We start from the raw sequence: 26,074 nt of genomic DNA, 5'->3' as shown, positions 1-26,074 counted from the left end.
GTGGAAAATGCTTCGCAGTTTTCCACCCTACGCGAGCGGTTCGTAGGGTGGATGACGCTTCACCCATCCACCACATGGCATCTGCGCCGGGATGAGACTCGGCGTACCCGCGATCCAAAGCGCCATCGATCGATGTTCGTTCGTTCGCGGTCACGCCGTTAACGCCCACGGTCAACGGCCGCTTTGAGTGATCCACCACCGTGCGCCGCTGTGCTAGGGTCGCATTCGCCGCGGGACGACCCGCCGGTGTGTCGGATCATGCGGGGACGACCCTGCCGTTTTTGATGGAGTCTCCTCATGCATTCGGCCTGGATCATGCTGATCATTGCCGGCCTTCTGGAAGTGGGCTGGGCCATTGGCCTCAAGGCTTCCGAAGGTTTCACCCGTCCGCTGCCCAGCGTGCTCACCGTCGTGGCGATGGCTGGCAGCTTCTTCCTCCTCGCCCGCGCCATGCAGGTGCTGCCGGTCGGTACGGCCTACGCGATATGGGTCGGCATCGGTGCGTTGGGCACCGTAGCGTTGGGCATCGTCATCTTTGGCGAAAGCGCCTCGCCGGCGCGACTGCTCAGCGCGCTGTTGCTGCTCGCCGGGCTGGTCGGTCTGAAGCTGAGCGCCTGACTCGGCGGAAGCATTTGCATACAGGCTTGCCGCGGCGCGAGCGGAAACGCTTTGCCGCGCTCGCGGCCACGCTATATGTTCTGTCTCAGGCTTGCTCGAAGCGGAGATGCCATGGGCCGCATTTCCGTCAAAACCAACAGGAAGGAGCTGTCCCATGAAAACGGTTGCGCAGGTGATTGGTGCCAAGCAGACGCAAGGCATCGTGATGATCGCCCCCGAGGATTCGGTATTCGACGCGCTCAAGCTGATGGCCGAGAAAAACGTCGGTGCACTGCCGGTCGCCGATGCCTCGGGGCGGTTGGTGGGGATCGTCAGCGAGCGCGATTACGCGCGCAAGATCGTGCTTCAGGGGCGCTCCTCGTTCGTCACCCCGGTCAGCGCCATCATGACCAGCAAGGTCATCACCGTGGAGCCGCGCCAGAGCATCCGCGAGTGCATGGAGATCATGACCGAGAAGCACCTGCGCCACCTGCCGGTGCTGGACGAGGGCCGCACCGTCGGCCTGCTGTCGATCGGTGACGTGGTCAAGGAAACCATGGCCGAGCAGGACAACCTGATCCAGCAGCTCGAACAGTACATCCGCGGCGAATGAACGTCAGGCCACAGCCACCGGCGGCTGTGGCCTTGCACCGTTACCCAGCCGGAGGGCGGCTGACCGATCAGCGAATCTCGATGCGTTCGAGCAGGTGCTGCTTCGCCGTGCTGTCGCCTACCCGTGCCGCTTCGTCGGCCAGACGCAGCGCGCGTTCCAGATCCTTCTGCGCCAGCGCGGCGTCGATCGCCTGGCGGTAGTAGGCCGAGGTTTCCGGCAGCACCGCGGGGGCCGGCGCGACGGGCAGTTCGTTGCCCATTTCCTGGCCGATGCTGTAACCCGGCACATAGCCCTTGGCGGTTGAGCCGGCGGCACTGTCGGGGATCATCACCAGTTTGATCACGCCTACTGGCGAGTGCTGCGCCACCGGGTCGGGGATGCTCGGCGGTTCGTTGCCCAGCGCCTTGGCATAGGCCTTGGCCGGGTGTTCGAGCGTGGTCTGGCCGGCCATCTGCGCCTCGCTGGTGTAGAGGATCAGGTAGCGCTCGTTGCCTGGGTGCTCGGGCTGCGAGCGGTCGATGCGCAGGCGCGCGTCCAGGCTGTCGCCCTTGAGCCCGGTCGGCGGCACGTAGACGAAGTCGTCGGCATCCAACAGGCGGGTCGGGCGCATGCGGCTGTCGAGCAGCATGGCGTTGGGCGCCAGCACGCTGCTGCCGGCCTGGCTGTAGAGACGGATTTCGAATGACGGGCCTCCGGCCGGCAGTTTGAAGGCGCGCAGGAAGCTCTTGCCGGTTTCGAAGCGGTAGGCCGGCGCCTGGCTGTCGATCAGTACGTCACCGGCGAAACCGGCTTCGAGCGGCTCGAACGGCAACTGGTCGAGACGGCTGCAGCAGATCGGCGCGGCGGCCAGCGCGGCACGCGCCTGTTCGACCGAGCCTTGCAGCGGCGCGGGGCTGGCGGCGAGGGCGTCGACCCTGCGCAGTGGCTCGCTGCTGCAGCCGGCGAGCGCCAGGGCGATCAGCCCCGCGGCGAGAAGAGATAAAGGATGCATGGCGGTTCTCCGGATAAAAAATGCCCCGACCTGCCAGCGTCGGGGCAAAGGCACCGTCTGGACGGTGGGGGCGAAAAGGTTGGCGTGGCCTGCAACGGCGTTCAGCCGCGGTTTACCACCAGGCCTCGGCCTGCACGCCGAAGGTGATGCCGTCGTCGTCGCCGGCATCGATGGATTCGCTGGCCGCCTGGTAACGGCCGCCGTCCCACTGCGCGTAGGTGGCGAACACGCGGATCTGCGGGCGCGCCCAGAAGCTGTTGCCGGCCGACCACTGCTGGGCCAGGGTGAGTTTCTTCAGGTCGCGGGTGCGTTCGCCGTCGGCCTGCGGATCGACGCGGTCGTAGCCGAACTCCAGTGCGGTGCTCATCACGTCGCTCCACTTGTACACCGGGCGCACGCCGAAGCTGGCCCAGGTCTGCCCGGAGTCGTTGTCGAAATCGCGATCCTCGTAGATCTGCACGTACATCATCTCGATGTTGTCGGTCAGGCCGACCACGCCCTGGTTGACCAGGCGGAACATCTTGCCGTCGCTGTTACCGGTGCTGTTGCGCCCGCTGCTGCCGATGATGCCGTCGGTGCCGTACTGCAGGGCGAGCTTGTTGTAGCCGCCGAACCAGTCGCTCTGGGTGTGTTCGAGGGTGACCAGATGGCCCTTCTGGTCCTCGTAGCCGGGGTCGCGTTCCTGCTCGTCGGTGAGGTTGGCCTTGCCGTAGTCGTAGCCGAGCTCCAGCTTGCCGCCCGGGTTGACGTCGATCCCGCCGAGGCGAAAGTCCAGGGTGTCGTTGGCCAGGTTGGTGCCGGTGCCCGAGCCCTGGTAGACCCAGTCGCCGTCGGTGTTGCGAATCCACGCGACGCTGGCCTTGGCGAAGCCCAGGTCGATGTCTTCGATACCGGCGCCGGGGCCGGAGACATCCCAGTAGTAGTAGTCATTGATGTGCACGTCGTGGCGCTTGTAGTAGCGCTTGCCGGCCCAGATCGCCGCGCCTGGCAGGCTCGGGATCAGGTTCTTGCCGACCACGTTGAACTGGCGGATGGAGGTGGTGCCGGCCTCGTCGAAGGGGTTGTTCTCGTCGCCGTCGGTATCGGTGCCGCCGGCTTCCCAGTCGTTACCCTGATCGGAGCGGTAGGCGATCATGCTGTCGACGTAGAAGCTGCGGTTGCCTTCGCTCCACACCTCCTGACCGAGGCCGATCTCGGCGTAGGTTTCGCATTCGTTGCCCAGGCGATATTTCGCCGGTGCGCCAGTGGCCTGGAAGCAGGCCTGATCGCCGCCGCCGGCCGTGGCGCCGACGCCCGAACGCAGATAACCATGGAAATCGACCGCCAGGGCAGGGCCGCCGACCAGCAGGGCGGCGAGCAGGAAGGCGGGTTTGAGAACAAAGCTTGGGTGCGCGGTGTGCTTCATGACGGGGTCCTTGTTTTTCTTGTTAATGCCGAACGATCACGCCGGCGCTGTCGGCCAGTGGCGGTGCAGCGCGGTGACGCAAGCCTCGGAGATGGCGGCGAAGGCGGCATCCTCCGCGGCGCGGATTTCGCTGGCGCAGCGCCAGGGCGTAATCAGGATGAGAGCGGCGTAATCCCCGGGGCGGGGCTGGGACGAGAGGGGCGCAGATGATTGCCAGCCGCCTTCGGCCTGGCCACTACGCCGCCGGCAACTGGGCGGGGGAGGTTGGTCACGGTGGCGTGCAGGAGCAGCCTGCGCGGGCCGGTCGATGCTCCGACCGGCGTTCATCCTCGTCCGGCGGCTCTGCCGTCGGCTACCCGTACAAGCACAAGAACCGGAGTATTGCGATGAGCCACATCCTGCGTGCCGCCGTATTGGCGGCAATCCTGCTGCCGTTGCCGGCAATGGCCGACCAGGCCGGCAAAAGCCCCAACGCCGTGCGCTACCACGGCGGCGACGAAATCATCCTCCAGGGCTTCCACTGGAACGTCGTCCGCGAGGCGCCCAACGACTGGTACAACATCCTCCGCCAGCAGGCCGCGACCATCGCCGCCGACGGCTTCTCGGCAATCTGGATGCCGGTGCCCTGGCGTGACTTCTCCAGCTGGAGCGACGGCAGCAACTCCGGCGGCGGTGAGGGCTACTTCTGGCACGACTTCAACAAGAACGGCCGCTACGGCAGCGACGCCCAGCTGCGCCAGGCCGCTGGCGCGCTCGGCGGTGCCGGGGTGAAGGTGCTCTACGACGTGGTGCCCAACCACATGAACCGCGGCTACCCGAACAAGGAAATCAACCTGCCGGCCGGCCAGGGCTTCTGGCGCAACGACTGCGCCGACCCAGGCAACTACCCCAATGACTGCGACGACGGCGACCGCTTCATCGGCGGCGATGCGGACCTCAATACCAGTCATCCGCAGGTCTACGGCATGTTCCGCGACGAACTCGCCAACCTGCGCGGTCAGTACGGCGCTGGCGGCTTCCGTTTCGATTTCGTCCGCGGCTACGCGCCCGAGCGGGTCGACAGCTGGATGAGCGACAGCGCCGACAGCAGCTTCTGCGTCGGCGAGCTGTGGAAAGGCCCCTCTGAATATCCGAGCTGGGACTGGCGCAACACGGCGAGCTGGCAGCAGATCATCAAGGACTGGTCCGACCGGGCCAAATGCCCGGTGTTCGACTTCGCCCTCAAGGAGCGCATGCAGAACGGCTCGGTCGCCGACTGGAAGCACGGCCTGAACGGCAACCCCGATCCGCGCTGGCGCGAGGTGGCGGTGACCTTCGTCGACAACCACGACACCGGCTACTCGCCCGGGCAGAACGGTGGCCAGCATCACTGGCCGCTGCAGGACGGGCTGATCCGTCAGGCCTACGCCTACATCCTCACCAGCCCCGGCACGCCAGTGGTGTACTGGTCGCACATGTACGACTGGGGCTACGGCGACTTCATCCGCCAGCTGATCCAGGTGCGTCGCGCCGCTGGCGTGCGTGCCGATTCGGCGATCAGCTTCCACAGCGGCTACAGCGGTCTGGTCGCCACTGTCAGCGGCAGCCAGCAGACCCTGGTGGTGGCGCTGAACTCCGACCTGGGCAATCCCGGCCAGGTGGCCAGCGGCAGCTTCAGCGAAGCGGTCAACGCCAGTAACGGCCAGGTGCGCGTGTGGCGCACCGGTACGGGCAGCGGCGGCGGCGAGCCCGGCGCGCTGGTCAAGGTGAATTTCCGCTGCGACAACGGCGTGACGCAGATGGGCGACAGCGTCTACGCGGCGGGCAACGTCAGCCAGCTCGGCAACTGGAGCCCGGCGTCGGCCGTGCGCCTGACCGACACCAGCGGCTACCCGACCTGGAAGGGCAGCATTGCCTTGCCTGCCGGCCAGAACGTGGAATGGAAATGCCTGATCCGCAACGAGGCCAACGCCACCCAGGTGCGGCAATGGCAGGGCGGGGCGAACAACAGCCTGACGCCGAGCGAAGGCGCCACCACCGTCGGCCGGCTCTAGCCCGGGCGGCAACTGCGGCCCGCCTCGCGGATGTGAGGCGGGCCTTGTCTCGGCGGCGGTACCGTTGCGCTGGGGGCGGGGCCGCCGTTCAGCGCGCCCTGCTATCGCTAGTTTTCGGCGCTCCGCGCATCGGCCAGTTGCCAGCGAATCGCCTGCGCTTCGGCCTGGTGCAGGTCGTCGAGCAGCGCTTCGCGGTCGGGCTGTCGCTCGTTAGCCAGCGCACCGCTGGCGAGCAGCTCGGCATACTGCGTGGTGACTGCTGCTCTGAGCCAGGCCAGGCGCTGCAGCGTCAGCGGTGTGCAGCTCTGCCCGCTGAGGTCGTCCTTCACGTCCAGCCAGTGCGAGCGCCAGGCTTCCTGCAGGTACAGCGCGCTCGGATCGCTGGCCAGTGCGTCGCGCCACGCGCGGATGATCTTCTCGAGCCAGGCCAGCACTCCCTGGCTGGCACCGCGGGCGGCGAGTTCTCGATGCAGGCGCTGGTAGGCCTCCAGCGCGATGCGTTTTTCCAGTGCGAAATCGGCAAGTGCCTGCGTCTCGCTCTCGCGTTCCAGCCGCAGCAGGCAGGCGAACAGCTGCCGCGTCTCGAAACGTTCGGCGACGTGGAAGCCCGGCGAGGCCAGGCCGTCGCTGTTGTACTGGCGCAGCGGGTCGAAGGGGTAGAGGTAGCCGAAATCGAACAGGCGGATGCGCCCGTCGTCCAGCGTGTTGCCGGCGGCCAGGTCCCATTCGAACAGGCCGGCGAGCAGCAAGGCGATCAGCAGGTCGAACAGCTCGGTGAGCTGGCGCTCGTCCCAGCGCTCGATGCGCCGGCCTTCGACCCAGGGCGAGAGGATGATGCCCTGCTGCAGCGAGGCATACTGCGTCGGCACGATGCCGGCCAGACGTTCGGCCTGTTCCGGCGTGCGCATCAAGCGGGCCAGATCGCGGCGGCGCTGCAGTTCGTTGAGAAAGCTCGTCTGGCCATCGGGGTTCTGCACCCGACAGGGCCGGCGGGCGACCTTGAGCGCCCAGTCGCGCCCATCCAGCCGGATGCGGTAAACGCGTGCGGTCAGCCCATCATCGAGACAGTCGCGCACCCAGGGCTCATCGCCCGTGATCGCGGCCAGCTCGGCCGGCGGCAGCGGGCAATCCTCGGCGCGGCCCAGGCGAAACTCGGTGCCGCTGGCGAGAAAGGTAAGTTGCGCCTGGCGCCGCGCCCAGGCACTCAGCGAGGCAGCGCTCATCGGCGCTGACCGGCTTCGGGCACTTCGTCGCGGTGGCTGCTGTCTGTGCCAGATGTGCGGTTGGTGCAGCGAGCGTCCGGTACCACGGGGGCATGACCGGGGGCTTGCAGCAGGTCGGACGACGAATGGGCGGGCATCGGGGCAGCTCCGTGATGATTTCGCCGCATTTGACTGCGCATCGGCGGCCTGCAACAGGCGTAAGCGCTAGGCTTGGCAGCGTATTTTGCGAGGTTGCCGGCGACGATCTACGCCCCGCTTCTACGCCCTCTGCGCCCCCGAAAGGGAGGATGCAGATTGCACGTCAGCTGCCGAGGATGGAACGACTGCCAGAGCCTCAGGCCGGCAGCAGGTGGAACAAAAAACAAGAAGCCACGAGGAACGCGAAGCATGAACAAGAAATTCTGGTGTATCGCCACTGTCGGCCTGGCGGCCACCTTCAGCCTGCCGCTGCCGGCGCTGGCAGCGATCGAGGAAGGCAAGCTGGTCGTCTGGATCAACGGCGACAAGGGCTACAAGGGCCTGGCCGAAGTCGGCAAGAAGTTCACCGCCGAGACCGGTATCCCGGTCGAAGTGGCGCACCCGGACAGCGCCACCGACAGGTTCCAGCAGGCCGCCGCCACCGGCAACGGCCCGGACATCTTCATCTGGGCCCATGACCGCATCGGCGAATGGGCCAAGAGCGGCCTGCTCACCCCCGTCACCCCCAGCGCCGAGACCAAGTCCGGCATCGCCGACTTCTCCTGGCAGGCGGTGACCTACGACAACAAGCTGTGGGGTTATCCGATCTCGGTGGAAACCATCGGCCTGATCTACAACAAGGCCCTGGTCGACACCCCACCCAAGAGCTTCGCTGACGTCCTCGCGCTCAACGAAAAGCTCGCCGCCCAGGGCAAGCGCGCCATCCTCTGGGACTACAACAACACCTACTTCACCTGGCCGCTGCTGTCGGCCAAGGGCGGCTATGTGTTCGAGCAGACCGACGGTGGCTACAACGTCAAATCCACCGGCGTGAACAACGCCGGCGCCAAGGCCGGTGCCAAGGTGCTGCGCGAGCTGATCGACAAGGGCGTGATGCCCAAGGGTGCCGACTACAGCGTGGCCGAGGCGGCCTTCAACAAGGGCGAGTCGGCGATGATGATCAGCGGCCCGTGGGCCTGGTCGAACATCGAGAAGAGCGGCATCGACTTCGGCGTGGCGCCGATCCCCGCCATCGATGGCGAGGCGGGCAAGCCCTTCGTCGGTGTCGCCGCGGCGCTGCTCAACGCCGCCAGCCCGAACAAGGACCTGGCCGTGGAATTCCTCGAAAACTACCTGCTCGAGGTCGAGGGCCTGAAGACGGTGAACGCCGACGTGCCGCTGGGTGCCGTCGCCAACACCGCCTACATGCAGGAGCTGTCCAGCAATCCGCACATCAAGGCGACCTTCGAGAACGCGCAGATGGGCGAGCCGATGCCCAACGTGCCGGAGATGGGGGCGTTCTGGTCGGCGATGGAAGCCGCACTGACCAACATCTCCTCCGGCCGGCAGGATGTCGACGCCGCCCTGGATGACGCCGCCAAGCGCATCGTCCGTTGAACCCGTCGCCGGCCGCCGCCTCGCGCGCGCCGGCGGACTATGCTCCGTTCTCAAAGGTTCTGCTCCCGTGAATGCCCGTGCCGAGTTGCCCAGCCCAGCCATGACCCGTCCGACCTTCCGGGGTTTGCCCCGCTCCCTGACCACCGGCGTGCGCTGGCTTGCGTGGCTCACCTTCAACGCCTTCGCGCTGTATCTGGTGGTCGCGCTCTACGTTCAGAAGCAGATGGCCTTCGCCCTGCTCGGGCTGGTGGTCACCGGCATCGCCAGCTACCTGTTCATCAACCGGCGCATGTACGCCCAGCGCTACATCTACCCGTCGGTGGCGGGGATGCTGGTGTTCGTCATCTTTCCGCTGCTCTACACGGTGGGCATCGGCTTCACCAACTACAGCGGCAGCCACTTGTTGAGCCTGGCCCAGGTGGAGCAGTACCACCTGAGCCAGACCTACCTGGCCGGCGAGCGCTTCCGTTTCAGCCTGCATTCGAGCCCGCAAGGCGAGCGCCTGCGCATCGACAAGGGCGAGCAGGGCGTGTTCGTCAGTCCGCCGCTGACCGGCGAGCCGGATGCGGAAGCACCGCTGACGCTGCAGCCAGCCGAGGACGTCGAAGGGCTGGGCGATGCGCTGGCGCTGCGCGAGGTAATTCAGCGGCGCAAGGCGCTGGAACAGTGGGTCATGCAGGCGCCGGATGGCAGCCTGCTGCGGCTGTACGGCCTGCGCGAGGTGGCGGCGGTCGAGCCGGTCTATCGCCAGGACGGCCCCGGCGTGCTGGTCGATACCCGCAGCGGTGCGCGTCTGACCGCCGACATGGAGCGCGGCTTCTACGTCGACGAAACCGGCAAGGCGGTGCCGCCGGGCTTCACCGTGTTCGCCGGTTTCGCCAACTTCACCCGGGTGCTGAGCGAACCGAGCATCCGCGAACCGTTCATGCAGATATTCGCCTGGACCTTCGCCTTCGCCGGGCTCACCGTGGTCTTCACCCTCGCCGTGGGGCTGGTGCTGGCCAGCCTGCTGCAGTGGGAGCTGGTGCGCGGCAAGGCGTTCTACCGGCTGATGCTGATCCTGCCGTACGCGGTGCCGGGGTTCATTTCCATCCTGGTGTTCCGCGGGCTGTTCAACCAGAACTTCGGCGAGATCAACCTGCTGCTCGAAGGGCTGTTCGGCATCCGCCCGGACTGGTTCAGCGACCCGGCCCTGGCGCGCATGATGATCCTCATCGTCAACACCTGGCTCGGCTACCCGTACATGCTGCTGCTGTGCATGGGCCTCTTGCAGGCCATCCCGCGGGATCAGTACGAGGCGTCGGCGATTGATGGCGCGAGCCCGCTGGACAACCTGCTGCGCATCACCCTGCCGCAGCTGATCAAGCCGCTGATGCCGCTGCTGATCGCCTGCTTCGCCTTCAACTTCAACAACTTCGTGCTGATTACCCTGCTGACCCGTGGCGGCCCGGACATCATCGGCGCGAGCACGCCGGCCGGCACCACGGATCTCTTGGTCAGCTACACCTACCGCATCGCCTTCCAGGATTCCGGGCAGGACTTCGCCCTGGCCGCGGCCATCGCCACGATGATCTTCATCCTCGTCGGTGCCATGGCGCTGCTGAACCTCAAACTCTCGAAAGTGAAGGTATAAGGAGACGGTCATGGCCATGGTGCAACCGAAATCCGCGCGTTACCGGCTGTGGGCGACCCATGCGGCGCTGCTGGCCTTCGTCGCGGCGATCCTCTTTCCGCTGCTGATGGTGGTGTCGATCTCCTTTCGCGAGGGCAACTTCGCCACCGGCAGCCTGTTTCCCGAGAACCCGACGCTGGAACACTGGTCGCTGGCCCTCGGCATCCCCTACACCCACGAGGATGGCAGCGTGACCCAGCCGCCGTTCCCGGTGCTGCTGTGGCTGTGGAATTCGGTGAAGATCGCCCTGGTCAGCTCGGCGCTGATCCTGCTGTTGTCGACCACCAGCGCCTACGCCTTCGCGCGCATGCGCTTTGCCGGCAAGGCGCCGATCCTGAAAAGCATGCTGATCTTCCAGATGTTCCCGCCGGTGCTCTCGCTGGTGGCGATCTACGCCCTGTTCGACCAGCTCGGCCAGCACGTCAGCTGGCTCGGGGTGAACAGCCACGGCGCGGTGATCGTCGCCTCGCTGGGCGGCATGGCGCTGCACATCTGGACCATCAAGGGCTACTTCGAGAGCATCGACGCCTCGCTGGAGGAGGCCGCCATCGTCGATGGCGCCAGCACCTGGCAGGCGTTCTTCCATATCCTGCTGCCGATGAGCGTGCCGATCCTGGCGGTGGTGTTCATTCTCGCCTTCATCACCAGCGTCACCGAATACCCCATCGCCTCGGTGCTGCTGATGGACGTGGACAAGCTCACCCTCTCGGTCGGCGCGCAGCAGTACCTCTATCCGCAGAACTACCTGTGGGGCGACTTCGCCGCCGCCGCGGTACTCTCCGGGCTGCCCATCACCGCCGTGTTCCTCTACTGCCAGAAGTGGATCGTCGGTGGCCTCACCGCCGGCGGGGTGAAGGGCTGACCGCGTGAGTTGAAACGAGGCGCGAGACCGGGGAGCGGGAGCGGTGCGAACCGGTGCGCCAGGTCATGACAAGAACAAGAACAGGGAACCGTCGATGAATGCCGCGATGCCACCTCTGCTGCCGTTGATCCCCACCAAGCTGGCGATCCCCATGCTGCCGCCGGGCCTGCTCGAACGGCCGCGCCTGGACGAGTGGCAGCAGCGCCTGCCGCAGGTACGCCTGGCCGTGCTGCACGCCGCCAGCGGCTTCGGCAAGACCACCCTGGCGGCGCAGTGGGCGCGGGCCTTCGATGGCCGTATCGCCTGGTTCCAGCTGCATGCCAGCGACAACCTGGGGCTGCAGTTCGGCCGCTACCTGACCCAGGCGCTGGACCGTCAGCTGGATGCCGGCTGTCCGCTGGCCTTGGCGCTGGCCGAGCAGGGCCAGGTGTCGCTGGATGCGCTGTTCACTCAACTGCTGGCCGAACTGCCGAGCGAGCACGAGGCCATCCTGATCGTGCTCGACGAGTTCGAGGTGCTGCACGACGCCGAGCTGATCGCCGGACTGCGTTTCTTCCTGCGCCACATGCCTTGCTGGATGACCCTGCTGGTGTGCAGCCGGCAGCTGCCCGAGCTGGGCGTCGCCGAGCTGCGGGTCAAGCATCAGCTGCTGCTGCTCGATGCCCGCCAGCTGGCCTTCGAGGATGACGAGGTACAGGCGCTGCTGGAGCTGGGCGTGCCGGTGAACATCAACCGCGAGCAGGTCGAACGGCTCAATCGACGCATCGGTGGCTGGCCCTGCGCGCTGCAGCTGGCGTTGCAGGAAGTACAGACCAGTCGCGGCATGGACCTGTTTCTGGAGAACCTGCAGCTCGGCCACCCGGATATCCGCGACTACATGCGCGAGCAGGTGATCGAGGGGCTGCCCCATGACCTGCGCGGTTTTCTCGAGGCGACCTGTCTGCTGGAGCGCTTCAATGCCGCGCTGGCCGATCACCTGACCGAGGCTTGCCACGGCCGCGAGATGCTCGAACGGCTCGAGCGTGGCGGCCTGTTCATCCAGCCGCTGGACAGCTTGCGCCGCTGGTACAGCTATCACCCGCTGTTTGCCGTGTTCCTCCAGGGCGAGCTGCGCACCTATCAGCCGCAGCGGCTCAACCAGTTGCACCTGCGTGCGGCCGAGGCGCTGCTGGCCGAGAACATGCCAGAGGAGGCCGCGCGCCATGCCGTGCTGGCCGGCGACCCGCAGCAGGTCGCCGAGATTCTGCAGCGGCACGGGCGTGCCTTCTACCGTCAGGGTCGGCTGGAGTTGCTGCAGCAATGTCTGGAAACCCTGCCCGAAGCGGTGGTCGCCAGCTCGCCGCTGCTCACTCTGTTGCAGGCCTGGGTGTCGCAGAACTGCTATCAGTTCGAGCACGTCGAGCGCTGGATCAAGGCCGCCGAGCTGGCGCTGCAGCGCAGCTGCTCCGAGCAGGACTGGGCACGCATCGTCTGCGAGTTCAACGCGGTGCGTGCGCAGGTGGCGATGAACCAGGGCGACGAGCAGCGTGCCATCACCCTGGCCCAGGAGGCGCTGACCTGCGAGCCGCTGATCATGCGCACTTCGCGCGTGGCCGCGCTGTCCGGCCTGGCCGAGGCGCATTTCGTTCAGGGCGCACTGCCGCAGGCACAGAAGCAGTACGAGGAAGCCGAGCGCCGCGCGCGGGAGATCAACGCCTCGCACCTGGTGGTGTGGAGCCTCGGTCAGCTGTCGGAGATCGCCATCGCCCAGGGCCATCTGCAGAAGGCCTACACGCTGCAGGAGCGTGCTATTCAGTACATCGAACAGCAGCATCTGCAGGCCACGCCGATCGTCGAGTTCGTCTACCGGGTGCGCGGTCAGGTGCTGTTGGAATGGCATCAGCTGGATGCCGCCGAGCAGTGCGCGCTGCAGGGCATCCAGATTCTCGATGAACTCGGCGACCAGCGCTGGCGCCTACAGAACTACGCCTTGCTGGCCGGCGTGGCCTACGCCCGCGGCCAGCAGAGCGCCTGTGCCGACTACATCGCCCAGCTGCAAGCGATGCTTGCCGATGATCGCTACCACATCGACTGGCTGGCCAATGCCCACGCGGTGATGCTGGCCTACTGGGACTCCAGCCAGGACCGCGAGGCGATTCGCCAATGGCTGCTCAGCGCGCCACCAGTCAGCGCGGGCGCCAACCACTTCGCCCAACTCAACGCGCGCAATCATGCCCGTGCCCATGTGGCGCTGGGCCAGCTGGACAGCGCACTGCCGATCCTGCGCCAGCTGCTGACCGACGCCGAGCGCCATGGCCTGGTGATGGATCGCAACCGCAACCACATCCTGCTGGCGCAGCTGCACTGGCTGCGCGAAGAGCGCCAGCAGGCGCTGGATCACCTGCAACGGGCCATGACCCTGGCCAGTGGCAGCGGCGCCGTTGGCAGCTTCCTGAGGGTCGGCAAGCCGATCATCGGCATGCTCAAGTGCCTGCTGCACGAGCGCACCCTCGACGAACCGGAAGCCCAGCGCGCCACGCGGCTGATCCAGCTGGCGCAGCAGCAGCGCGACTTCAGCCGCGCCATCCGTATCACCCTCGACGAGGCGGTGATTCAGGACATCATCAACCGCCCCGACGTGCCCGAGCTGATCCGCCGTTCGCCGCTGACCCGGCGCGAATGGCAGGTGCTGAGCCTGATCCACGCCGGGCAGTCCAACGAGCAGATCGCCGATCACCTGAACGTCGCGCCCACCACCATCAAGACGCACATCCGCAGCCTCTACCAGAAGCTCAACATCACCCACCGCAGCGAGGCGGTGCAGCTGGCGCGCGACCTGCTGAGCAAGATCCAGGGCGACTAGCTGGCAGCGCCCGCGAGCAGACGCGGGGGGAGGAGGAGGGCGGCGCCCGGCTGTGGCACCTACGAAGCTTTGCTGATGGAGGCACCGCGATGACGATGAGCGAAAAACAGAAGATGCTGGCCGGCGAGCTGTACCACCCCGGCGACCCGGAAATTCTTGCCGATCAGGCCGCGGCCAAGGCCTGGATGGTGCGCTACAACGCAGCGCTGGTAGCCTCGCCGGACGAGCGCCGGGCGCTGCTGGCCGAGCGGTTGGCCTCGGTCGGTGCCGGCGCGGTGATCCGTCCGCCGTTCCACTGCGACTACGGCTACAACATCCACCTGGGCGAAGGCGCCTTTCTCAATTTCAACTGTGTGATTCTCGATGTGGTCGAGGTGCACATCGGCGCCGGCGCGCAGATCGGGCCGGCGGTGCAGCTCTACACCGCCGACCATCCGCGTGAGCCCGAGGCGCGTCGTTCGGGCGTGGAGTTCGGTCGGCCGATCCATATCGGTCGCAACGTCTGGGTCGGTGGCGGGGCGATCATCCTCCCGGGTGTGACGGTGGGCGACGATGCGGTGATCGGTGCCGGCAGCGTGGTCACCCGCGACGTGCCGCCCGGCGCCACCGTGGTCGGCAACCCGGCGCGGGTGCGCTGACCGGCTCGCTGGGCCGCTCTACGCCCTCGCTCGGCAGGCCAGCTACGCCCGCCTGTTACGCCTGCGTACGCCCGCCGCCGGAGGATGTTGCGACCGCTTGCCGCACCTAGAGTGACCCCGTCTTCACGCTCACTCAAGGTACGTGGTATGTCCGAGCAACTTCAGAACTGGTGGCGCGGCGGGGTGATCTATCAGGTCTACCCGCGCAGCTTCTTCGACAGCAACGGCGATGGCGTGGGCGACCTGCCCGGCGTGCTGCACAAGCTGGACTACATCGCCAGCCTCAACGTCGACGCCATCTGGCTGTCGCCGTTCTTCACCTCGCCGATGAAGGATTTCGGCTACGACGTGGCCGACTACCGCGGCGTCGATCCGCTGTTCGGCACCCTGGACGACTTCGTCCGGCTGGTCGAGGCCTGCCACGAACGCGGCATGCGCGTGCTGATCGACCAGGTGCTCAACCATTCCTCGGACCAGCACCCCTGGTTCGTCGAGAGTCGCTCCAGCCGCGACAACGACAAGGCCGACTGGTACGTCTGGGCCGATCCCAAACCTGACGGCAGCGTGCCGAACAACTGGCTGTCGGTGTTCGGCGGCCCGGCCTGGAGCTGGGACAGCCGACGCCGGCAGTACTACCTGCACAACTTCCTTGCCAGCCAGCCGGACCTGAATTTCCATTGCCCGGCCGTGCAGGATCAGTTGCTCGACGACATGGAGTTCTGGCTCAAGCTCGGCGTGGACGGCTTCCGTCTGGATGCCGCCAACTTCTACTTCCACGACCTCGAACTGCGCGACAACCCGCCGAACACCGAGATTCGTGAAGGCAGCATCGGCGTGCGCATCGACAACCCCTACGCCTACCAGCGCCACATCTACGACAAGACGCGGCCGGAGAACCTGGAATTCCTCCGTCGCCTGCGTGCGCTGCTGCAGCGTTATCCCGGCGCCTCCTCGGTGGCCGAGATCGGCTGCGACGAATCCCTGCGCACCATGGCTGCCTACACCAGCGGCGGCGACACGCTGCACATGGCCTATTCCTTCGATCTGCTCACCGAACAGTGCAGCCCGGCCTATATCCGCCGCACGGTGGAGGGCATCGAGCGTGAACTGGCCGATGGCTGGTCGTGCTGGTCCATGGGCAACCACGACGTGGTGCGGGTGATGACCCGCTGGGCGCTCGATGGCCGGCCCGATCCGGAGCGCGGTCGTGTGCTGATGGCGCTGCTGCTGTCCCTGCGCGGCAGCGTCTGCCTCTATCAGGGCGAGGAGCTGGGCCTGCCGGAAGCGGAACTGCGCTACGAGGATCTGGTCGATCCGTACGGCATTACCTTCTGGCCGGAATTCAAGGGCCGCGACGGCTGCCGCACGCCGATGCCGTGGGAGAGCGAGGCGCACCACGCCGGCTTCACCGGCAGCCAGCCGTGGCTACCGGTGGACGACTCGCACCGCTCGCTGTCGGTGGCCGCGCAGGATGCCGACCCGCATTCGATGCTCAACTGCTACCGGCGCTTCCTTGGCTGGCGGCGCGAGCAACGCCTGCTGATCGAGGGCGACATCCGCATGGTCTACCATGACGACGCCTTGCTGGTGTTCGAGCGGCGGCTGGGCGAGCAAGCCTGGCTGTGCCTGTTCAACCTCGGCGACCTGCCACGCAGCTACGAGCTGCCGGCGCAGGCGGTGCCGCTGGTGGGTGTACCGGCCAGCTTCGCCGAATACGACGGTCACTGGGCGCGGCTACCGGCGCACGGCTTCGGCTATGTGCGGCTCGCGGGTTGAGGGAGCGTCGGCAGCGGTGGGGTTGGCCCACCGCTTCGCCAGATAACGAGAGCTTGGCGACAGCAACGGAGAACAACAACGATGGCCAGTGTCACGCTGCGCGACATCTGCAAGAGCTACGACGGTACGCCGATCACCCGGCATATCGACCTGGATATCGAGGACGGCGAGTTCGTCGTCTTCGTCGGCCCCTCCGGCTGCGGCAAGTCCACCCTGCTGCGGCTGATTGCCGGGCTCGAGGACATCACCTCGGGCGATCTGCTGATCGACAACCAGCGCGTCAACGACCTGCCACCCAAGGATCGTTCGGTAGGCATGGTCTTCCAGTCCTACGCCCTCTATCCGCACATGACCGTGGCCGAGAACATGGCCTTCGGCCTTAAGCTCGCCCACGTCGACAAACAGGAGATCAAGCGTCGCGTCGATGCGGCCGCGGCGATCCTGCAACTCGACAAGCTGCTCGAACGTAAGCCCAAGGATCTGTCTGGTGGCCAGCGCCAGCGCGTCGCCATCGGCCGCACCATGGTCCGCGAGCCGAAGGTGTTCCTCTTCGACGAACCGCTGTCGAACCTCGACGCCTTCCTCCGCGTGCAGATGCGCATCGAGATTGCCCGCCTGCACCAGCGCATCCGCTCGACCATGATCTACGTGACCCACGACCAGGTCGAAGCCATGACCCTGGCCGACAAGATCGTCGTGCTCAACGCCGGCGAGATCGCCCAGGTCGGTCAGCCGCTGCACCTTTATCACTACCCGAAAAACCGCTTCGTCGCCGGCTTCCTCGGCTCGCCGCAGATGAACTTCGTCGAGGTGCGGGCCATCTCCGCCAGCCCCGAGGCGGTCACCATCGAACTGCCCAGCGGCTACCCCCTGACCCTGCCGGTGGACGGCAGCGCCGTCAGCGCTGGCGACTCGCTCACCCTCGGCATCCGTCCTGAGCACTTCGTCATGCCGGATCAGGCCGATTTCACCTTCCACGGCCAGATCACCGTCGCCGAGCGTCTGGGCCAGTACAACCTGCTGTACCTCACGCTCGAACGCCTGCAGGACGTCATCACCCTCTGCGTCGACGGGAACCTGCGCGTCACCGAAGGCGAAACCTTTGCCGCCGGCCTCAAGGCCGACAAGTGCCACCTGTTCCGCGAAAACGGCGAGGCCTGTGCCCGGCATTATCGGGAGCCAGCGATTTATGGATGACTGAATCCGCCCGGTTGAACTGGCGGCAGGGTTGAACTAGGCAGCTTTATTGCGCCTGATCGAGCGCGGCAAATCGGCTCGTTCAGGCTGCTCCGTGCCTACGCCATACAGAGCGGCACGGTCCGCCTGATCCGTTGACGCTGGAACCATTTCCGTGTGCGTTTGCTCGGCGCGTCAAAGGCCTGGGAATTCATCTATCGGCCAAGGCCAGGTTCACACCGAGACCGGCGAATGATGCCGCGAAGCCCCGGCGCAACCAGGCCTGAACGCGCTGCGACTCGATGACCGCCTTGCGAAAGGCATGCGCCAGCAGGCTGTAGACCGTAAAGATGGCGAACGTCATCAGCATGAAAGTCGCGCTGAGGCCGAGCAGCTGTCCAAGCTCGTCACCCGCGCCCGGCCGGATAAATTGCGGCAGGAAGGCCAAGAAGAAAATGGTCAGTTTCGGGTTCAGCAGATTGACCAACAGCGCCTTGGCAACCAGCGACCGAACCCTGAGTGGTTCACTATCGCCGCCCACCGCCAGCGCGGAACGGTCACGCCAGGTCGCGTAGGCGAGATAGAGCAGGTAAGCGGCACCGGCATAACGCAGAGTCTCGAACACCAGCGCGCTGGAATGCAGGATCGCCGCGACACCGAGAATGGTTGCCAGCAGATGCGGCAGAATCCCGAGCGTACAGGCAGTCGCGGCCAGAATACCGGCGCGGCGGCCGTGCATCAGCGCCGTCGAAACCGTATAGATCACCCCTGCGCCGGGTATCAGCACGACAACCAGACAGGTAATCAGGTATTCGAGGCTGGGCATAGAGACTCCTTGCTACGGGGCGGCTGGAACGAACCAGCATAGAGCATTCATCGAAGCTACCCAGGCTGGGCGCTGATTGAACTGCGTATGGACGGGTTGGAGAGGCATTGAAACAGCACTCCCCGAGAGGCTGGCTGCTGTTGCGTGTCGCCCCCATCGGGCAGCGCGATGCCGACAGGGGAGAGCGCCTGCATCGACCTCACCTTGTGACGCCCAGCGGGGGTAAAGTAACGGCTTTTGCCGATCCCCCTTGGAGCTGTTGCGTGAACACGGAAAACCATTCCCAGACGGCCGCCTTTCTCTGGTCGATTGCCGACCTGCTGCGCGGTGACTTCAAGCAGTCCCAGTACGGCCGCATCATCCTGCCGTTCACCCTGCTGCGGCGGATGGAATGTGTGCTGGCGCCGACCAAGGATGAGGTGATCAAGCAGACCTTCGCGCAGGAAGGCCGCCCCGCAGCGTGCGCGAGATGATCCTGCTGCGCGCGACAGGTGGATTGCAGTTTTTCAACGCATCAGAGCTTACGCTCGGCACGCTGTCCGACACCCAGACCGCGGACGACCTGATGAAGTACGTGCAGTCCTTCAGCAAGGACGCCCGCGAGATCTTCGAGCACTTCCACTTCGAGGATTTCGTCCAGCAGCTGGAAACCGCCAACCTGCTGTACCAGGTGGTGCAGCGTTTCGCCGCCACCGACCTGAGCCCCGAGCGCATCAGCAACTTCGGCATGGGCATCATCTTCGAAGAGCTGATCCGCAAGTTCGCCGAAAGCTCCAACGAAACCGCCGGGGAACACTTCACCCCGCGCGATATCGTGCACCTGACCACCTCGCTGGTGATCACCGGGCAGGACGGCAAGCTCGCGCCCAACAGCATCGTCACCATCTATGACCCGACCGCCGGCACCGGCGGCTTCCTCTCCGAGGGCGACGAGTACATCCAGTCCATCAGCGAAAAGGTCACCGTGTCCCTGCACGGCCAGGAACTCAACCCCGAGTCCTACGCCATCTGCAAGGCGGACATGCTGATCAAGGGGCAGAAGGTCGAGAACATAAAACTCGGCAATACCCTGTCCAACGACCAACTGGTCGGCCCCGAGTACCACTTCGACTTCATGCTCAGCAACCCGCCGTTCGGCGTGGAATGGAAGAAGGTGCAGAAGCAGATCACCGACGAGCACAGCCACAAGGGCTTCGACGGCCGCTTCGGCCCCGGCCTACCGCGCGTGTCCGATGGTTCGCTGCTGTTCCTGTTGCACCTGGTCAGCAAGATGCGTGACCCGCGTGAAGGCGGCTCGCGCATCGGCATCATCCTCAACGGTTCGCCGCTGTTCACCGGCGGCGCCGGTTCGGGCGAGTCGGAGATTCGCCGCTACCTGCTGCAGAACGATCTGGTCGAAGCCATCGTCGCGTTGCCGGCGGACATGTTTTACAACACCGGCATCGCCACCTACGTGTGGATTCTCTCCAACCACAAGGCCGCTGCGCGCCAGGGCAAGGTGCAGCTGATCGACGGCAGCCAACACTACGCCAAGATGCGCAAGTCGCTGGGCAGTAAGCGCCAGTACATCACCGAGGATCAAATCAGCGAGCTGGTGCGCCTGTATGGCCGCTTCGAGGCCACCCCGCAAAGCAAGATCTTCCCCATCGAAGCCTTCGGCTACCGCCGTATCACCGTCGAACGCCCGCTGCGCCTGAACTTCCAGACCAGCGCCGAGCGCATTGCCAAGGTGCTGGAAGAAAAAGCCATCGAGAGGATGGAAGCCCTGGTCCGCCAGCGCCTGCTCGAAGCCCTGCAAGCCATGGACGAAAGCCAGCTGCACCGCAACCGCGAGCAGTTCAGCAAGCTGCTGAAAAAGGCGCTCAGCGCCCACGATGTATCGCCCAGCACACCGGAGCTGAAGGCCATCCTCAATGCCCTGAGCGAGCGCGACCCAGAGGCGGATATCTGCATGGTCAAAGGCCAGCCGGAAGCCGATACCGGCCTGCGCGACAACGAGAACGTGCCGCTGGGTGAATCGGTGTACGACTACTTTGAGCGTGAAGTAAAACCCCATGTGCCGGATGCCTGGATCGACGAAAGCAAGACGGACGCGCAGGACGGCGAGGTCGGTGTGGTCGGCTTCGAGATACCCTTCAATCGGCACTTCTATGTGTTCCAGCCGCCGCGCCCGCTGGCCGAGATCGACCGCGACCTGAAAGCTTGTACCGACCGCATCAAGCAGATGATCGAGGAGCTGTCGGCATGAGTTTTCCTGCCTATCCGCAATACAAGGACTCTGGGATCGAATCCCTTGGAGACATTCCGAGTCATTGGGACGTGACTCGGCTTCCGTACGTGATATTTGAAAATAATGCCGGCGAGGTGATTGATAAGAATTTCTGGGGTGACGGATCAGAGCTTCTTTATACATGCGCCAAGCAACCACTGCTCTCTGACTATAAAGATTTTCCAGCCAGAAAAAGAACTGGGGCAAATGACCTGCTGCTTACAAGAAACGGAACTCCGTATGTTCATCTTCCAAGCGAGGGGGCCATTTACTCAAACGTAGTTCAGCGCGTCAGCCTCATGCCTGGCGTAGATCGAAAATTTATGAGGTCCGCTTTAGATGTAGCTACACGGGATCTCGTGGGCTATGGAGTATCAATCGCGAGCTTCAACTACGAAATGTGGGCCGCGCTTCGTATACCGTTGCCTGATTATGATGAACAAACTCAAATCGCCCGTTTCCTTGGCCACGAAACCGCCCGCATTGACGCGCTGATCGAAGAGCAGCAGCGCCTGATCGAACTGCTCAAGGAAAAGCGCCAGGCTGTGATCTCCCACGCCGTCACCAAAGGCCTCGACCCGACGGTGCCAATGAAAGACTCCGGCGTGGAGTGGCTGGGTGAGGTGCCTGCGCATTGGCAAGTGAAACGGCTTAAGCATCTGGTTCCATCCATAACCGTTGGGATCGTCGTCGAACCATCGAAGTACTATGTAGATGATGGTGTTCCGGCTCTTCGATCCTTGAACGTAAAGCCAGGCGTAGTGGTAACTGAAAACCTTGTTTATCTTTCAGAAGAATCCAATGAGCTGCATGCGAAATCCAAGATATTTGAAGGCGACATTGTTGCAGTACGGTCAGGTCAGCCGGGGACAGCAGCAATAGTCCCTAAAGAATTTAATGGAGCAAATTGCATTGATCTGATTGTGATTAGAAAGCCTTTGCAGGGCTGCTCAACTTTCATTTTTTGGTATTTGAACAGTGATGCGGCGTTGAGGCAGTTCTCCGAAGGTTCCTCTGGGGCTATCCAGCAACACTTCAATATCGCTGCAGCATCAGAGATGGTTTTTGCATGGCCTCCCGCAAGCGAGCAGCTTGAAATCAATAGCCACTTAGACCGCGCCTGCCACCAATTAGACCGTTTAATTTCTGTGGCCGGAGAGTCCAAGTCTTTGTTGTTAGAACGCCGCTCCGCCCTAATCTCCGCCGCCGTCACCGGCAAGATCGACGTACGCGGCTGGCAGCCAGCGGCCAGCACCCAAGCCCCCGAACCAGCCGTAGCCGAGGCCGTATAAATGGCGGACAGCCAGGAAGCGCCCTACCAGCCGGCCATGGCCCAGCAGATTCAGCTATTTACCTCCGCCGATGGTCAGGCGCAGCTGCAGGTCGCGCTGGAGCACGAAACCGTCTGGCTGAGTCTGCAGCAATTGACCGAGCTGTTTGGGCGGGACAAGTCGGTGATCTCGCGGCACCTGAAAAACATCTTTGACAGCAACGAGTTGCAGCGCGAGGCAGTTGTTGCAAAAAAAGCAACAACTGCCGCGGATGGCAAAACCTATCAGGTCGAGTACTTCAACCTCGATGCCATCATCTCGGTGGGTTACCGGGTAAGTTCGGCACGGGCAACCCAGTTCCGTCAGTGGGCGACCGGCGTGCTCAAGCAGCATCTGGTCGAAGGCTACACCCTCAATCAACGTCGACTGGCGGAGCGCGGTATCGAGTTTGAGCAGGCGGTGAGCCTGTTGTCGCGCACCCTGGCCAACCAGCAACTGGTCAACGATCAGGGCCGAGCGGTGCTGCAGGTGATCGGCGACTACGCCCGCAGCTGGAGCCTGCTGCAGGGCTACGATGAGCAAAGCCTGCAGGAGCAGAGCGCACGTCAGACCGACATGCGCGCCCTGGCCATGGACGATGTGTTGGCGGCCATCGCGCAGTTGAAGGCCACGCTGATCGCCAAGGGCGAGGCGACTGAGCTGTTCGGCCAACTGCGCGGCGATGGCCTGGCCTCGGCCATTGCCACCATCGAGCAGGGCTTTGCCGATGAATGGTTCTACCCCAACGTGGCCAGCCGCGCGGCGCATCTGCTGTATTTCGTCATCAAGAATCACCCGCTGGCCGATGGCAACAAGCGCAGTGGTTCGTTTTTGTTTCTCTGGTATCTGCAACTGAACCAGCACCTGCTGGCGCGGCCGGTGGAGCAATTGATAAACGACAACATGCTGGTAGCTCTGGCGCTGTTGGTGGCCGAGAGCCTGCCTGAGCAGAAAGAATTGATGGTGCGTCTGGTGGAGCATTTCGTGCTGCTGAGGCCGCTGTAAAAACAACACGCACATTGCCGAGCAAGGAGCAGAGAGTGTTATGGCGGATAGCCGGGAAGTCCAGTTTCAACAAGACATCATCACCGCCATGGTCGCCCAAGGCTGGCTCACCGGCCCGGCCAGCGGCTATGACCGGCGCACGGCACTGTATACCGAGGACTTTCTCGGTTACTTCAAGGACGCCTGGCCGGAGCGTTGGGACAAGTTCGCCAAGGCCAACCCGAACAACCCGGACGAGGTGCTGGTTCAGAAGCTGGTGCGCGAGCTGGAGCAGAGCGGCACGCTGGATGTGCTGCGCCATGGCTTCAAGCTGCCGGCGGTGAAGGTGGAGCTGTGCAGCTTCAAGCCTGACCACGGCATGAACCCGGACACCCTCAAGCGCTACGGGTGCAACCGCCTGCGCGTGGTGCCGGAGGTGTCCTATTCGCCCCATGCGCGCGAAGCCGGTGCGGGCGGGCAGAGCTACAACCCACGGCTGGATCTGGTGCTGTTCGTCAACGGCATCCCTACCGCGACGCTGGAGCTGAAAAGCGAATTCAAGCAGTCGGTGGAAAACGCCAAGCGCCAGTACCGCTACGACCGCCCGGTGAAAGACCCGCTGACGCGCAAGCCCGAGCCGCTACTTACTTTCAAGCGCGGCGCGTTAGTGCATTTCGCGGTCGGCCAGAACGAGGTGGCGATGACCACCAAACTGGATGGCAAGGACACCTTCTTCCTGCCGTTCAACCTCGGCAGCGCGGAAGGCGGCGCGGGCAACCCACCGCCGCCCGACGACAGCCAGTACGCCACCGGCTACCTGTGGCGGCAATTGTTCCAGCCGGATGCCTGGCTCAAGGTGCTCGGACGCTTCCTGCATCTGGACAAGAAGACCAGCGAGGGCTTCGACGGCACGCTGACCACCAGAGAAACGATGATCTTCCCGCGCTACCACCAGTGGGATGTGGTCAACCAACTGATCCAGACCACCCACGCCGAAGGGCCGGGCAAGCGTTACCTGATCCAGCACAGCGCCGGTTCCGGCAAGTCCAACTCCATCGCCTGGACCGCTCACCAGCTCGCCTCGATGTACAGCGATGACGGCCAGCGGCTGTTCAGTTCGGTGATCGTGGTCACCGACCGCACCGTGCTGGATAGCCAGTTGCAGAACACCATCTACCAGTTCGAGCACGCCCAGGGCGTGGTGCGGCCGATCACCCGCGACGTCGGCAACCAGAGCAAGTCCGAGCAGCTGGCCGAGGCGCTGGCCGAGCAGACGCGCATCATCATCGTCACCATCCAGACCTTCCCGGCGCTGTTCGATGCGCTGGAGAAATACCCCAAGCTCGCCTCGGGGCGCTATGCGGTGATCGCCGACGAGGCACATTCCTCGCAGACCGGCTCCTCGGCCAGCAAACTGAAGCAGATTCTTGGCAGCGATGCGTTAGATGCCGAGGAAATCAGCGCCGAAGACCTGCTGGACGCCGCCGTACAGGCGCGCCAGCCGAACGAGCGCATCAGCTACTACGCCTTCACCGCCACGCCCAAGGCAAAGACTCTGGAGCTGTTCGGCCGCGTGCCCGACCCGACGCTGCCACCAAGCGGCAGCAACAAGCCCGAAGCCTTCCATCTGTATTCCATGCGCCAGGCCATCGAGGAAGGCTTCATCCTCGATGTGCTGCAGAACTACACCACCTACAGCACCGCCTGGAAGATCGCCCACCCGGACGGCGAAGACGACGAGGTGGACTCGAAGAAGGCACGCATGAAGCTGGCGCGCTGGGTGCGGCTGCATCCGTACAACATCGACAAGAAGGTCGAGATCATCGTCGAGCACTTCCGCGCCAACATCCGCCACCTGCTCGGTGGCCAGGCCAAGGCGATGGTGGTGACCAGCAGCCGCCAGGAGGCGGTGCGCTACCAGTTGGCGGTGAAGGCCTACGTGCAGCAGATGGGCTACGCCGATGTGCACCCGCTAGTTGCGTTCTCCGGCAGCGTATTGCCGGATGAGGTGATCCCCGAGGAAGTGACGGAAAGCAGCAGCCTGCTCAACGCCGGCCTGAATGGCCGCGATTTGGCCGAGGCGTTCGACACCCAGGACTTCAACGTGATGATCGCCGCCAACAAGTACCAGACCGGCTTCGACCAGCCCAAGCTGTGCGCCATGTACGTGGACAAGAAACTGCAGGGCGTGGATTGCGTGCAGACGCTGTCGCGGCTGAACCGCACTTTCCCGGCCAAGCAGACCTTCATCCTCGACTTCTTCAACGAGCCGCAGGACATCCTCGACGCCTTCCTGCCGTACTACACCAAGGCCGAGCTGAGCGACGTCACCGACCCGCAGATCATCTACGACCTGCAGAAAAAGCTGGATGCAGAAGGGATCTATCACTGGCAGGAGGTCGAGGCGTTCGCCCTGGCCTTCTTCGACCCGAAAGCGGCAGCCAGCAAGCTCAGCTACTACTGCCAGCCGGCCAAGGAACGCTTCGCCAAGCGTTACGCCTTCAGCGTCGAATCGCGCCAGCAGGCGCTGGATTACAAGCGCACCGCCGAATCCAACGGCGACAGTGCCGGGCTGAAGAAAGCCGAGCACGCGCTGACGGAAGCCGGCGAACAAGTGGACCAGCTCGATCTGTTCCGCAAGAACCTGCAGAGCTTTGTGCGCCTGTACGAATTCCTTTCGCAGATCGTCCCCTACGAGGATCGCGAACTGGAGCAGCTCTGCGTATTCGCCAAGCACCTGCACCCGCTGCTGCGCGTCGACCGCCTGCAACAGGACGACGTGGACGTCGGCGAGCTGCAGTTGACTCACTACCGGCTGAGCAAGCGCGCCGAACACCAGCTGCGTCTTAGCGAGGAGGGCGGTGACTACACGCTCAAGCCTGGCAGCGATGTGGGCAGTGGCAAGCCACACGATCCGGAGAAGAAGCGCCTGTCAGAGATCATCGAGGCGCTCAACGAAATTTTCGGTGCGGACACACACGATGACGACCAGCTTCATTTTGCTGCGGGCATCACTGAACGTCTCTCGCGCCAGGATGATTTGATGGCGCAGGTGAACAACCACTCGATCGATCAAGTGATGCACGGGCTGCTGCCCAAACGGGTAATCGATACCGTGCTGGATGCCATCACCGACAACGAAAAGATGTCGTTGGGCGTGCTGGATAACGAGACCAAGAGTCGAGCGTTTGTGCTGGTGATCTACAAAATGCTGAAGGCGCTGACTGGCGGGGATCGTCCGTCGGCCGGTTTGTGAGTTCCTTTCAACTGCACAGCGCTTAG

17 protein-coding genes and 1 pseudogene are annotated in these 26,074 nt (G+C 64.4%); 14 read left to right on the top strand and 4 right to left on the bottom strand.

The genetic code is table 11. The features are described 5' to 3' along the window. The first annotated feature begins 297 nt into the window (after window positions 1-297). Together sugE and AC0ZJQ_RS15925 are read left to right on the top strand one after the other, a co-directional pair. Complete coding sequence (gene sugE / locus AC0ZJQ_RS15930; RefSeq protein ID WP_008569813.1) at window positions 298-618, top strand: quaternary ammonium compound efflux SMR transporter SugE; 321 nt, start codon at window positions 298-300, stop codon at window positions 616-618. Window positions 619-772: 154 nt separating this feature from the next. Next, window positions 773-1,210: a CBS domain-containing protein gene (locus AC0ZJQ_RS15925; RefSeq protein WP_008569814.1), complete on the top strand. Its 438-nt coding sequence runs from the start codon at window positions 773-775 to the stop codon at window positions 1,208-1,210. Window positions 1,211-1,277: 67 nt separating this feature from the next. On the opposite strand, the gene AC0ZJQ_RS15920 is transcribed toward AC0ZJQ_RS15925, so the two are convergent. Next, a complete protein-coding gene (locus AC0ZJQ_RS15920) occupies window positions 1,278-2,201 on the bottom strand; it encodes a MalM family protein (RefSeq protein WP_476476911.1) in 924 nt (307 codons plus the stop codon). A 112-nt stretch (window positions 2,202-2,313) separates the two neighbouring features. Beyond that, a complete protein-coding gene (locus tag AC0ZJQ_RS15915; RefSeq protein WP_476476910.1) occupies window positions 2,314-3,606 on the bottom strand; it encodes a maltoporin in 1,293 nt (430 codons plus the stop codon). Window positions 3,607-3,992: 386 nt separating this feature from the next. Here AC0ZJQ_RS15915 and mta point away from each other — a divergent pair, with 386 nt between their 5' ends. Next, a complete protein-coding gene (gene mta / locus AC0ZJQ_RS15910) occupies window positions 3,993-5,639 on the top strand; it encodes a glucan 1,4-alpha-maltotetraohydrolase (RefSeq protein WP_476476909.1) in 1,647 nt (548 codons plus the stop codon). A gap of 107 nt (window positions 5,640-5,746) precedes the next feature. Here mta and AC0ZJQ_RS15905 read toward each other — a convergent pair whose 3' ends face one another. Further along, window positions 5,747-6,862 carry a hypothetical protein gene (locus tag AC0ZJQ_RS15905; RefSeq protein ID WP_476476908.1) on the bottom strand — a complete coding sequence of 372 codons (1,116 nt, stop codon included), beginning with the start codon at window positions 6,860-6,862 and terminating at the stop codon, window positions 5,747-5,749. Between the two features lie 387 nt (window positions 6,863-7,249). On the opposite strand from AC0ZJQ_RS15905, the gene malE reads away from it, so the two are divergent. The 7 genes from malE to malK all read left to right on the top strand — a co-directional run bounded on the left by malE (window position 7,250) and on the right by malK (window position 17,424). Further along, entirely contained in the window at window positions 7,250-8,437 is a 1,188-nt protein-coding gene (gene malE, locus AC0ZJQ_RS15900; RefSeq protein WP_476476907.1) for a maltose/maltodextrin ABC transporter substrate-binding protein MalE, read from the top strand. A 67-nt stretch (window positions 8,438-8,504) separates the two neighbouring features. Beyond that, window positions 8,505-10,070 (top strand): maltose ABC transporter permease MalF, encoded by a 1,566-nt coding sequence (malF, locus tag AC0ZJQ_RS15895; protein ID WP_476476906.1) that lies wholly within the window; start codon window positions 8,505-8,507, stop codon window positions 10,068-10,070. A 10-nt stretch (window positions 10,071-10,080) separates the two neighbouring features. Then, entirely contained in the window at window positions 10,081-10,971 is an 891-nt protein-coding gene (gene malG, locus AC0ZJQ_RS15890) for a maltose ABC transporter permease MalG (RefSeq protein ID WP_476476905.1), read from the top strand. Between the two features lie 94 nt (window positions 10,972-11,065). Beyond that, window positions 11,066-13,813 (top strand): HTH-type transcriptional regulator MalT, encoded by a 2,748-nt coding sequence (gene malT / locus AC0ZJQ_RS15885; protein WP_301619120.1) that lies wholly within the window; start codon window positions 11,066-11,068, stop codon window positions 13,811-13,813. 89 nt (window positions 13,814-13,902) lie between these two features. After that, entirely contained in the window at window positions 13,903-14,451 is a 549-nt protein-coding gene (locus AC0ZJQ_RS15880; protein WP_314017904.1) for a sugar O-acetyltransferase, read from the top strand. Window positions 14,452-14,598: 147 nt separating this feature from the next. After that, the gene (locus AC0ZJQ_RS15875) at window positions 14,599-16,227 is read left to right on the top strand and encodes an alpha-glucosidase (RefSeq protein WP_476476904.1); all 1,629 of its coding nucleotides are present in this window, start codon (window positions 14,599-14,601) and stop codon (window positions 16,225-16,227) included. An 81-nt stretch (window positions 16,228-16,308) separates the two neighbouring features. Then, window positions 16,309-17,424 carry a maltose/maltodextrin ABC transporter ATP-binding protein MalK gene (gene malK, locus AC0ZJQ_RS15870; protein ID WP_237262526.1) on the top strand — a complete coding sequence of 372 codons (1,116 nt, stop codon included), beginning with the start codon at window positions 16,309-16,311 and terminating at the stop codon, window positions 17,422-17,424. A gap of 190 nt (window positions 17,425-17,614) precedes the next feature. On the opposite strand, the gene AC0ZJQ_RS15865 is transcribed toward malK, so the two are convergent. Then, the gene (locus AC0ZJQ_RS15865; protein WP_237262525.1) at window positions 17,615-18,229 is read right to left on the bottom strand and encodes a LysE family translocator; all 615 of its coding nucleotides are present in this window, start codon (window positions 18,227-18,229) and stop codon (window positions 17,615-17,617) included. A gap of 263 nt (window positions 18,230-18,492) precedes the next feature. Here AC0ZJQ_RS15865 and AC0ZJQ_RS15860 point away from each other — a divergent pair. From AC0ZJQ_RS15860 to AC0ZJQ_RS15845, 4 genes and pseudogenes are all read left to right on the top strand, one after another. Next, a pseudogene (locus AC0ZJQ_RS15860) lies at window positions 18,493-20,477 on the top strand (type I restriction-modification system subunit M). Further along, window positions 20,474-21,790, top strand: coding sequence for a restriction endonuclease subunit S (locus tag AC0ZJQ_RS15855; protein WP_237262523.1), 1,317 nt, complete (start codon window positions 20,474-20,476; stop codon window positions 21,788-21,790). Before AC0ZJQ_RS15860 ends, AC0ZJQ_RS15855 begins: the two are co-directional and overlap by 4 nt. Further along, a complete protein-coding gene (locus AC0ZJQ_RS15850; protein WP_237262522.1) occupies window positions 21,791-22,813 on the top strand; it encodes a virulence RhuM family protein/type II toxin-antitoxin system death-on-curing family toxin in 1,023 nt (340 codons plus the stop codon). It abuts the gene before it with no gap. Between the two features lie 40 nt (window positions 22,814-22,853). Then, window positions 22,854-26,048, top strand: a complete 3,195-nt coding sequence (locus AC0ZJQ_RS15845; protein ID WP_476476903.1) for a type I restriction endonuclease subunit R — start codon at window positions 22,854-22,856, stop codon at window positions 26,046-26,048. Window positions 26,049-26,074 lie beyond the last annotated feature (26 nt).

It is taken from the genome of Stutzerimonas sp. 21-1 (assembly GCF_056336065.1).
This window is presented reverse-complemented; position numbering and strand designations above follow the sequence as displayed.